At 63.5% G+C, this 10,283-nt stretch carries 10 protein-coding genes and 1 tRNA gene; 7 read left to right on the top strand and 4 right to left on the bottom strand.

The window, feature by feature from the left end; all coding sequences use genetic code 11:
• Positions 1 to 85, bottom strand: a tRNA-Leu gene (locus P1U55_RS14875).
• Positions 86 to 203: 118 nt separating this feature from the next.
• On the opposite strand from P1U55_RS14875, the gene P1U55_RS14870 reads away from it, so the two are divergent.
• Positions 204 to 707, top strand: a complete 504-nt coding sequence (locus tag P1U55_RS14870; RefSeq protein ID WP_301048415.1) for a Hint domain-containing protein — start codon at positions 204 to 206, stop codon at positions 705 to 707.
• 88 nt (positions 708 to 795) lie between these two features.
• On the opposite strand, the gene P1U55_RS14865 is transcribed toward P1U55_RS14870, so the two are convergent.
• Positions 796 to 2,361 carry an NAD(P)H-hydrate dehydratase gene (locus tag P1U55_RS14865; RefSeq protein ID WP_301048414.1) on the bottom strand — a complete coding sequence of 522 codons (1,566 nt, stop codon included), beginning with the start codon at positions 2,359 to 2,361 and terminating at the stop codon, positions 796 to 798.
• Positions 2,362 to 2,540: 179 nt separating this feature from the next.
• On the opposite strand from P1U55_RS14865, the gene P1U55_RS14860 reads away from it, so the two are divergent.
• From P1U55_RS14860 to P1U55_RS14850, 3 genes are all read left to right on the top strand, one after another.
• Positions 2,541 to 2,879, top strand: coding sequence for a P-II family nitrogen regulator (locus tag P1U55_RS14860; RefSeq protein WP_301048413.1), 339 nt, complete (start codon positions 2,541 to 2,543; stop codon positions 2,877 to 2,879).
• 64 nt (positions 2,880 to 2,943) lie between these two features.
• Positions 2,944 to 4,350 (top strand): type I glutamate--ammonia ligase, encoded by a 1,407-nt coding sequence (gene glnA / locus P1U55_RS14855; protein WP_301048412.1) that lies wholly within the window; start codon positions 2,944 to 2,946, stop codon positions 4,348 to 4,350.
• Between the two features lie 417 nt (positions 4,351 to 4,767).
• Positions 4,768 to 5,751 carry a hypothetical protein gene (locus P1U55_RS14850; protein WP_301048411.1) on the top strand — a complete coding sequence of 328 codons (984 nt, stop codon included), beginning with the start codon at positions 4,768 to 4,770 and terminating at the stop codon, positions 5,749 to 5,751.
• 137 nt (positions 5,752 to 5,888) lie between these two features.
• Here the strand turns inward: P1U55_RS14850 and P1U55_RS14845 are convergent, their stop codons facing one another.
• A complete protein-coding gene (locus tag P1U55_RS14845) occupies positions 5,889 to 6,647 on the bottom strand; it encodes a DUF3445 domain-containing protein (RefSeq protein ID WP_301048410.1) in 759 nt (252 codons plus the stop codon).
• Between the two features lie 230 nt (positions 6,648 to 6,877).
• Between P1U55_RS14845 and P1U55_RS14840 the strand changes: the two genes are divergently transcribed.
• Positions 6,878 to 7,672, top strand: a complete 795-nt coding sequence (locus P1U55_RS14840) for a lytic transglycosylase domain-containing protein (protein ID WP_301048409.1) — start codon at positions 6,878 to 6,880, stop codon at positions 7,670 to 7,672.
• A gap of 33 nt (positions 7,673 to 7,705) precedes the next feature.
• Here P1U55_RS14840 and P1U55_RS14835 read toward each other — a convergent pair whose 3' ends face one another.
• A complete protein-coding gene (locus P1U55_RS14835) occupies positions 7,706 to 8,611 on the bottom strand; it encodes an endonuclease/exonuclease/phosphatase family protein (protein WP_301048408.1) in 906 nt (301 codons plus the stop codon).
• Positions 8,612 to 8,681: 70 nt separating this feature from the next.
• Between P1U55_RS14835 and P1U55_RS14830 the strand changes: the two genes are divergently transcribed.
• Both P1U55_RS14830 and P1U55_RS14825 read left to right on the top strand, forming a co-directional pair.
• Positions 8,682 to 9,887 (top strand): bifunctional alpha/beta hydrolase/OsmC family protein, encoded by a 1,206-nt coding sequence (locus tag P1U55_RS14830; protein ID WP_301048407.1) that lies wholly within the window; start codon positions 8,682 to 8,684, stop codon positions 9,885 to 9,887.
• 51 nt (positions 9,888 to 9,938) lie between these two features.
• Positions 9,939 to 10,283 (top strand): nucleoside hydrolase (locus tag P1U55_RS14825; RefSeq protein WP_301048416.1); only part of this gene is annotated, 345 nt, incomplete at its 3' end.

Genomic DNA, 10,283 nt, shown 5'->3' with positions numbered 1-10,283 from the left:
TGGTGCGGGTGAAGGGACTCGAACCCCCACGCCTCGCGGCGCCAGAACCTAAATCTGGTGCGTCTACCAATTCCGCCACACCCGCATCGTGGCGCTCCATAGCAGCCGAAAATGAAGATTGCGAGAGGTTTTTCAGTAGCCATTAACCCTTCGTTTACGGTATGGTGAAAGAAAAACGAGGCAGTATAAAAAAGAGCATCCCCATGTCTGATTTGACTTTGGGAGACCTGCGGCGCACAGCGTTCGCAGCCCCGCCCGATCTGGGCCCCGCCGGTATTTCCGCGCAGGCCCGCATCCTAACAGCCGATGGCGAGCGGCGGTTGGGTGATTTGAAGCCGGGCGACCGGATTATCGCGCGCTCAAGCGGCATGGTCCGCGTCACAGAGATCACCCGCTTCGCCTGCCCCGCCCCGCCTGTGGCGATTGCGCCCCATGCGCTTGGCGATGGCAGGCCGTCTGATCTGTTGCACGTCAGCCCGGCGCAAAAGCTGCTGTTGCGCGATTGGCGGGCGCGGTTGATCCATGGCACCGCCGCCGCCCTCGCCCCTGCCGCCACGCTGGTCGATCAAGGCTATATCCTGCGCAGCCCGCGCCTCACCGGGATCGAAATGGTGACGCTGCGGTTCGATCGCCCCGAAATCCTGTATGTCGGCGGCGTCGAATGCGCCTTTGAGCCGCCTCAGGAGGAAAGCGCCCACGCCGCCTGACCGCCAGGATCACGGCCCCAAAGACCAACGCCACCCCGGCGCAGGCTGGGTGCGGCCTATGGCGCCGCTCGGAGCGGAGCGGGCGGTTTTACACCTCCAGCCCACGCAAAACGCTCGGCAAGGCCTCCGGCAGGTCCTCGGCAATCAGCCCCGGCCCGAAGGCGCGCGCGCATTCCACATGCAGCCAAGCACCCGTCTCTGCCGCACTCATCGCGCTAAAACGGCGCGCCAACAGCCCGGTGATGACCCCCGCCAGCACATCGCCCGCCCCTGCCGTTGCAAGCCATGGCACAGCGCGATCATAAACCGCCGCGTTCAACGCGCAGCGCCCATCCGGCGCGGCAATCACCGTGTCCGCCCCCTTGAACAGCACCACGCAGCTCGCCCGCGCCGCCGCCTCCCGCGCGGCGTCCACCTTGGAATAGGCAGGCCCCGATACCGGCGGGGCGGCCAGCTTTTCAGCAATATCCGGAAACAGCCGCGCAAACTCCCCGCCATGGGGCGTCAGCACACAGCCCTCGTGCAGCATCGCAAAAAGCGCCTGTGGATCATCCCCAAAGGCCGTCAGAGCGTCGGCATCCAGCACTGTTGCCCGCCCCACGCGCAGGGCCACCGGCACCATCTCCCGCGCCCGCTCAAGCCCCAGCCCCGGCCCGAGGCATAGCGCGTTGATCCGCTTGTCCTCCAGCACCCGCGCCAGCGCATCACCATCGCCCACCGCCTGCAACATCACCGCGTCCAACCGCGCCGCATTCTCCTGCAACGCCCCCGGCGTTGGCGCCACCGTCACCAGCCCCGCCCCAATCCGCAAAGCCCCGCGCGCCGCCATTCGCGCCGCCCCGCCCTTGCCAGACCCGCCCGCTAGGATGAGCGCATGGCCGTGAGAATACTTGTGCCTTCCGTGCTTACCCACCAAATGCCCCGGCTCCGGCACCGTGGCGACAATACCTGCACCCTCCACATCCGCCCCCGTCAGCCCGATCCCTTTGACCACAAGCCTACCGCACCCCCCCGGACCATCCGCCAGCACATGGCCCGTCTTGGCGGCATGAAAGCTCACCGTAAGATTGGCCATGATGCACGTGTCAAAGGGGTTTTCACCGTCCATGCCCAAATAGCGCCCGCTGTCGGCACACAGGCCAGAGGGCACATCCACCGCCACCACATGCGGGCCGCCCGGCATGGCCTGCATATCGTTCAGTTCCATCTCTACGTGGCCGAGGCCTTTCAGCGGTCGGGTGAGGCCCGTGCCGAAAAGCGCATCAACCGCCAGCACCGTGCCGGCGTGATCTTCCGCATAGCCATCAAACCCCTCATCGCTCAGCGCCTGCACTGCCCCCATCCCGCGCCACCGCTCATAATTCACCCGCGCATCCGGCGGCAGCTTCTCGGCGTCGCCGTAAAGAAACACCTCAACCTCCCAGCCCCACTCCCGCAACAATCGCGCCACGACAAACCCGTCGCCGCCATTGTTCCCCGGCCCGCAGAGCACCACGGCCCTCTCCGTGCCCGCCGCCAGGTCCGGCCACTCCTCAAACACCGCCTCCACCACGCCGCGCCCGGCGCGCTCCATCAGCTCAAGGCCCGTGACCTCGCCCGAGGCAATCGCCGCGCCCTCGATGGCGCGCATTTGTGCAGACGTCAGAAGTTCCATGGCTCTCTCCGCTCGAAAAGTTCGCACACCGCCCCGCAAACGGGCAACTTGCACATTTTTTAATCACCACTCACAAATCCGCGACCGTGCCCCCCAAGCCTGCCACCGCCGCTCATGGACGATGCCCGCCATCCATGGTCTCTCCCTTGCGGAACGAACATCAAGGGAGTCGGCCCATCATGAAAAAGATCGAGGCGATCATCAAACCCTTCAAGCTCGACGACGTGAAGGAAGCCCTTCAAGACGTCGGCGTGCAAGGGCTTTCGGTCATCGAAGTAAAGGGCTTCGGCCGCCAGAAGGGCCATACAGAGCTCTACCGGGGCGCCGAATATGTGGTGGATTTTCTGCCCAAGGTGAAAATCGAGGTGGTTCTGGCCGATAATCAGGTCGACTCCGCCGTCGAGGCCATCATCGCCGCCGCAAAAACCGACAAGATCGGTGACGGCAAGATCTTTGTGTCGCCCGTCGAACAGGCGATCCGCATCCGCACCGGCGAAGACGGCGAGGAGGCGCTTTAAGCGCCCCTGCCCTACGCCCCCGCACAAGACAGCACAACTTTCAGCAAGGAGTAGAGAAGTCACCATGAGCAAGTCTGACGTTCTCAAAATGATCAAGGATAACGACGTCGAATACGTTGATATCCGCTTCACCGATCCCCGTGGCAAGCTTCAGCACGTCACCGTCATGTCTGATCAGGTTGACGAGGATTTCCTCGAAGACGGCTTCATGTTCGACGGCTCGTCGATCGCTGGCTGGAAGTCGATCGACCAATCCGACATGAAGCTGATGCCCGACACCAACAGCGTGTACGAGGATCCCTTCTACGCCGAGAAAACCATCTGCCTGCACTGCTCGGTGGTGGAACCCGACACCGGCGAAGCCTACGACCGTGACCCGCGCGGCACCGCCGAAAAGGCCGAAGCTTACCTCAAGAGCACCGGCATCGGCGATACTTCCTACTGGGGCCCCGAGGCCGAGTTCTTCCTGTTTGACGACGTGCGCTTTTCCGTCGAGATGAACAAGGTAAGCTACCAGGTGGACGCAGGTGACGCTTCCTGGAACACCGATGGCGAGTTCGAGATGGGCAACATGGGCCACCGTCCCGGCATCAAGGGCGGCTACTTCCCCGTCAACCCCACCGACGATGCACAGGACCTGCGCTCCGAGATGCTCTCGACCATGAAGCGCATCGGCATGAAGGTCGACAAGCACCACCACGAGGTGGCCTCGTGCCAGCACGAGCTTGGCCTGATCTTCGGCTCGCTCACCCATCAGGCGGATGAGCTGCAAAAGTACAAGTACATCATCCACAACGTGGCCCACGCCTACGGCAAATCGGCCACCTTCATGCCCAAGCCCATCGCGGGCGACAACGGCACCGGCATGCACGTCAACATGTCGATCTTCAAAGACGGCAAGCCGCTCTTTGCCGGTGACAAGTATGCCGACCTCTCCGATGAGGCGCTTTACTACATCGGCGGTGTGCTGAAGCACGCGAAGGCGCTCAACGCCTTCACCAACCCGTCGACCAACAGCTACAAGCGCCTGATCCCCGGCTTCGAGGCTCCCGTGCTGCGCGCCTATTCCGCGTCCAACCGCTCTGGCTGCGTGCGCATTCCATGGGCCGACAACCCCAAAGCCAAGCGCGTCGAGGCCCGTTTCCCCGACCCGGCAGCAAACCCTTACCTCTGCTTCTCGGCCCTGCTGATGGCTGGCCTCGACGGGATCAAGAACAAGATCCACCCCGGCGAAGCCATGGACAAGGACCTCTACGATCTGCCGCCTGAAGAGCTGGCCGATATCCCCACCGTTTGCGCCAGCCTGCGCGAAGCCCTCGGCGCTCTCGAAGCCGACATGGACTTCCTCACCGCCGGCGACGTGTTCACCAAGAGCCAGATCGAAGGCTACATGGACCTCAAGTGGGAAGAGATCTACGCCTACGAGCACACCCCGCACCCAGTTGAGTACAAAATGTACTACAGCTGCTGATCGCGGCAGAGACAGCACTAGAAAAGGACGCTCCTCGGGGCGTCCTTTTTGCATTTTACCCTGTCGCGCAAGGGGCGGCCTCTCCCCAAGTGTCCCCTCGTCGCTGCGTCCAGCGGTATCTCCCCCTCCGCGCCCGGTGATCGGGCGTGCCCCTTTTCATCTCCGCCAATCTCAATATCCCAAACGATTTCCCTGTTTTATCAACCGGGGCGTTCTGGATATGCCCATGCAGCACCGGGCCCGCCCGGCGGGTTGAAGCCTGATCCATGGCGCAACGCCCCCCCCCGAAATTCCCGCGGCCCCCGCACCTCACCCCACCCCAGGCCCAAGCCGCGCCCCTCTCATGCCCTAAATCCGCCCGAAACCCCTGCCATCATCCCCTCCAGGAGCAGACCCAAAAACACCGGAGGCACCAACATGCCCCTTCCCACCCGGCTGGATGCAGCCCTTCTTTACCCGGCCCAGCCGCAGGTGGATTTCGCCGCCATCGCCGCGAGCGTGAACGCCATCATGGCGCCCTCCGGCCTGTCGCTTGAGGTCGCCTCGCTGAAACCCGGCAAAGGCGCCAAGCTCAAAGGGGATACCCCCGGCGGCACCATCACCCTCACCATCGCCCTCTCGCCAAAACCCATGCCCGAGAGCCGCCTCGCCACCGCGATGGCCTCCGACTACGGCCGCCTGCAAGGGGCCGATTGGCCCACCACCTGCTCCCAGCATCGCGCGTTTCTCGCGGTGGTGGCCGAGGCCCGTGGCAAGGGCAGCGGCGGGCAGCAGAGCTTTGAAACCCTGCTCGCCCTCACCCAGATCGCCGCCGAACAGCTCGCCATGGAGGCCCTCCCCCTCGCCGTGTACTGGGGCCAGTCCAACCAACTCTTCTCCTCCGAGCGTTTCATGGCGATGGCCGATGTGCTGTTCCCGCTGCCGCTCTTCATCCACCCGCGCCCGTTTTCCTCGGGGCGCATGGCCGAGGGCACGCAATGCATGGGGGTGCGGCTTGACCACGCCGAGCAGGTGCTGGGCCGCGCCCTGGTGTTCCGTGAGGCCCCCTCGCGCCTGCCCTACATCCTCGACCGCGCCTATGCCTTCATCGACCACTGCCGCGCCACCGGGCGCATCCTTGGCGATGGGGCCGAGTTTGGCGCAGGCCCGAGCGAGGTGATCCGCGTCAGCCACCACGGCCCCGGCCCCGAGCACCCCACAGGCCATATCGCGCTGACCCTGCGCGAGCTTGACGGCGTGTTCCTGCTACAGCCCGATGGCGAGGACAACGCCCCCGGCATCGCCTCGGCCCGTGCCGATACCGTCCCCTCCGGACCGCCCCCCACCGGCGACCCCACCGCCGAGGCCGTCAATGATTTCTTCTCCACCCCCGATGCCAAGGCCCGCGCACGCCATGGCTAGGCAGGCACCGGCGCCGCGCCCTCGATCGGCTTCGTTGATCGCTGGGCAATGGGGATAGGCGGCGAAGGCGACTCGCTCACCATGGGCGGTTAAACGCGGCCCCGAACGGAACACAAGCCGCTGTTTGGAAGCGGGATCTAACCAGCCACCTGCGCGCGTTGCTCAGGGCTGAGCGCCTCGGCAGGCAGCACCGTTGTGTGGATCGAAAACACCACCGCCCCGCTCACCGGAAGGCGCATAAGCCCTTGGCGTTCCGAGCGGAAATACCGCGCGCCCTGCCCGGCCCATCCCTTCTCGGCCACCTCTGCACGCGGTTGAAACAGCGCCGGATCATCGTGAAACAGCGCGTTCGCCCGCACCATCGGTTGCCCCACCTTCACATTGGTAAAAATCCGCTCCACCCGCGCCGCCAGCGCCGCATCATACTCCACCACCGGGGCATGAATGTCGCTCAACCCGCGCCCAATCTTCTCGGCCAGCGTCCAGCGGGAAGGAAAGCAGATCACCCCCGCCTCCATCACATGCACGCCGCCCTGTTCCAGCAAAATCGCAAAATCCTCGGCCACCAGCGCCGCCAGCGTGGTAAGCGGGTCGGTGCCATCCACCGTCACCTCCCGCCCGTCAGGGCAGCGCACCTGCGCCCCAACCTGCCACTCCGGCCGCGCCTCCAAATGGCGCAAAACCTCGGCCAGCAATTCCAGCGCCGCCGCCCTTGCCGCCGGACGCTCGGCAATCACTTCACCGCGCCGCTCGGCCACAAGGCGTGCGCGCTCCTTCATCTGCGCTCCGTAGGCCTCATCCACCACCAGCCAACCCGCTGGCTCCATCGCGGCCAACCCCGGCAAGCGCCCGTATCCCGCTGGCAAGGGGCGCAACTGATCCTGCAAAATCGTCATGTTTGAAGGTTGAGAGAAAGCCGCCACGGTTAACAAGCCCAAATCACAACGCCGCGCACATAAACCATGCCATTCAGGCCCTCATGTGCGCAAAAAGCGGATGTATGACATGTGCATCGCTTGTGCATCGGATGTGTCCCGCCCAAAATCAAGGCAAACCCTTTGTGACTTCCCCGTGCGCAGCGCACAGGTTAACCTCCCGCCATTGTATTTTTAAGTGGATATTACCCATGCTCAAACCCCTCCTCACCGCCGCTCTCATCGCCCTCACCCCCGCCGCCGCCTCGGCGCTGACCTGTGGCAATTCCGCTGGCGGTTTCGCCGCGTGGAAGGCCGATTTCGCCAAGATCGCCAAAAAGAATGGCGTCGGAAAACGCGGCCTTCAGGCGCTCGCTAATGCGCAATACGCCAAGCGCACCATCGCGGCGGATCGCAACCAGAAAAGCTTCAAATACTCGCTCGACAAGTTCATGCAAATTCGCGGGGCCAACACCATTATCGCCCAAGGCAAAAAGCGCCGCGCCCGCAATATCAATTTTTACAACGCGCTGGAAAAGCGTTTTGGCGTGCCAGCGGGCATCGTCATCGCCGTGCATGGGATGGAAACCGGATTCGGGAATTTCATGGGCGATTCCAACGTGGTATCAGCCATCACCACCCTCGCCTATGATTGCCGCCGCTCCGCGTTTTTCCAGCCACACGCGCTCGCCGCCATCGTGATGGTCGATAAAGGGATGATCTCCCCCAACGCCATCGGGGCCAAGCACGGTGAGCTGGGCCACACCCAATTTCTGCCCGGCAATGCGCTCAAATACGGCATTGATGGCAATGGCGACGGGCGCATTGATTTCAACAACCAGTCCGACGCGCTGGCCTCCACCGCCAACTACCTGCGCGCCCACGGCTGGAAGCCGGGCAAGGGCTACCAGCAGGGCCAGCCCAACTACCGCGTGCTGAAAGAGTGGAACGCCGCCACCGTTTACCAGCAAAGCCTCGCTATCATGGGCAGCCAGATCGACGGTTGAACAGGGTTAATGCGGGCGCGGTTAAGTTGATGTTTACCGCGCTTTGCTATCCTCAAGGGTAAGGTGCATCAGCACCCCTTTATGGTCCGATCCTGCGCGCGGGCGTATTTCAGTCCGCCCGCGCCAGGTTTCTGGGGCCAACACATGGTCAATCGGCAGCCGCAGCTTGCCGCCAAACTGCGTGATCGAAATGCGCGCCCTGCCCACCCGGTGGGTTTTTGTTGCCGCCTCCAGCCGCGCCACCGCGGATGACCACGGCACCATGTTGAAGTCTCCGGCCATCAAAACCGGGGCATCAAGCCGCTGTAATTGCGGGATAATCTCTGCAATCTGCGCCCATTGCCCACGCGGCGCAGGCCAGTATAAATGCAGGCTCACCACCCAAAGCGGCCCCCCCGGACCCTCCACCTTTGCCGCCGCATAGCCAAGCCCGCAACGGCTTTCCAGCAAGGGGCGCTTGGAGGCCACGGAAACCCCGCCAACCACCTGATAAAACGGACAGAAATGCCAATGCGGGTAGGCGTCTGATAGCCGCTCCAACAGGCCCAGGTTATCCGGGTCCACCTCCTGAAGCGTCACAAAATCCGCTCCCGCCGCCCTGATATCCGCCTCCAGCGCCTCAAACGACGCGAGCGCATAAAGCATGTTCTTCTGATAAACCGCCAAATCCCCCGGCCCGGCAGGCTCTGGGCGCCACTTCGCCCAGCCAATCGGGGCCAGAACCGCCAGCAAAACAAGGCTCATCACCAGCCCCGCACGCCGCCCGAAACCGCCCAGAACCAGCCCCGAAATCACCCAGACCACCCCCGCCAGCGCCAGCCAACTGCGCCCCACGGCCAAGCTGTCTCCCCAAGCCCAAACCTGCCCGGAAAAGCTCAGCGCAATCGCCGAAAATCCGGCCACAGCCACCAGCCAGAACACGGACTTGAGAATTGCCATCGCCCACCAAACCCTTAAAGCTAAACGCGATCTACGCCGCCCCCATAGCCAATTGCAACCGGAGCCTCCCATGCCCACCAAAGCCCTCACTTTCCCCGGTGCCCATGGCGCAACCCTCGCCGCCCGCCTCGATATGCCCGAGGGCGATCACCTGGCCACCGCGCTCTTTGCCCACTGCTTTACCTGCTCCAAGGACATCGCCGCCGCCCGGCGCATCTCGGCCCGCCTCGCGCTGAAAGGTATTGCCGTTTTGCGGTTTGATTTCACCGGCTTGGGCCATTCCGACGGCGAGTTTTCCAACACTGATTTCAGCTCAAACGTGGCCGATTTGAAGGCCGCCGCCGATTACCTCAGCGCACAAAACATGGCCCCCTCGCTGCTGATCGGCCACTCGCTTGGCGGCGCGGCGATCCTCAAGGTCGCACGCCAGATCAAAAGCGCGCGCGCCGTCGCCACCATTGCCGCCCCCTTCGATCCCGCCCATGTCACCCATAATTTCGGCGCGGCCCTTGAGGACATCGCCGATAATGGCGAGGCTGAGGTGCAGCTTGGGGGCCGCCCCTTCACCATTCGCCAGAGCTTTATTGAAGATGTGAACGCCGAAAACCTCGCCCCCGAAATCTCCAAACTGGGCCGCGCCCTTCTGGTGCTGCACGGCCCGCTCGATAGCGTCGTGGGGATTGATAACGCCACCCAGATCTTCACCGCTGCAAAACACCCCAAAAGCTTTGTGACATTGGATAAAGCCGATCATCTCATCTCTGATCCCGCCGATGCCGAATACACCGCCGAGGTGATCGCCGCATGGGCCGCCCGCTACCTTGATCTGCCCGCGCCCGCCCCCAAGCCGCACACCCCCGAGGGCATCACACGCGTCTCCGAGGCCGATCCCGAAGGCTTCCTGCAAGACATTCAATCAGGCCCCCATCACCACGCGCTGGCCGATGAGCCGGTCGACTTTGGCGGCACCAATCGCGGCATGTCGCCCTATGGTTTCCTCGCTGCGGGGTTGGGCGCCTGCACCTCGATGACCATCCGCATGTATGCTCGCCGCAAAGGCTGGCCGCTCACCCATGTGTCGGTTGATGTGAGCCATGAAAAATGCCACGCTGCCGATGCCGCAAAATCCGCGAAGATTGATTGTTTTTTCAGGGAAATTCGCCTTGAGGGCGATCTGGATGACACCCAGCGCCAGCGCCTCCTTGAGATTGCCGATAAATGCCCCGTTCACCGTACGCTGGAGGCCGCTTCGACCGTGAAAACCACGCTCGTCTAATCCCGCAATGGGGGGTGGACTTCACCCATGGTGCGCCCCATCTTCCCCGCCATGACCCCACGCAAGATCATCATTGATACCGACCCCGGCCAGGACGATGCCGTTGCCCTGCTGCTCGCCCTCGCCTCGCCCGAGCTGGAGGTGCTGGGCGTCACCGCCGTGGCGGGCAATGTGCCGCTGCCGCTCACCACGAAAAACGCCCGTACGGTGGTCGAACTTTCCGGCAGGGCCGATGTGCCAATATACGCAGGCTGCGAAAAGCCGTTGGCACATACTTTGGTCACCGCTGAGCATGTTCACGGCAAAACCGGGCTTGATGGCTTTGCGTTGCCGGAGCCAACCCTGCCGCTGCAAGATCAGCACGCGGTGGATTTCATCATCGAAACGCTGCGCGCC

This window comes from Vannielia sp. (assembly GCF_029212645.1).
Taxonomy (GTDB): domain Bacteria; phylum Pseudomonadota; class Alphaproteobacteria; order Rhodobacterales; family Rhodobacteraceae; genus Vannielia.
The sequence above is the reverse complement of the archived record's forward strand: the minus strand, read 5'-3'. Positions and strand labels throughout refer to the sequence as shown.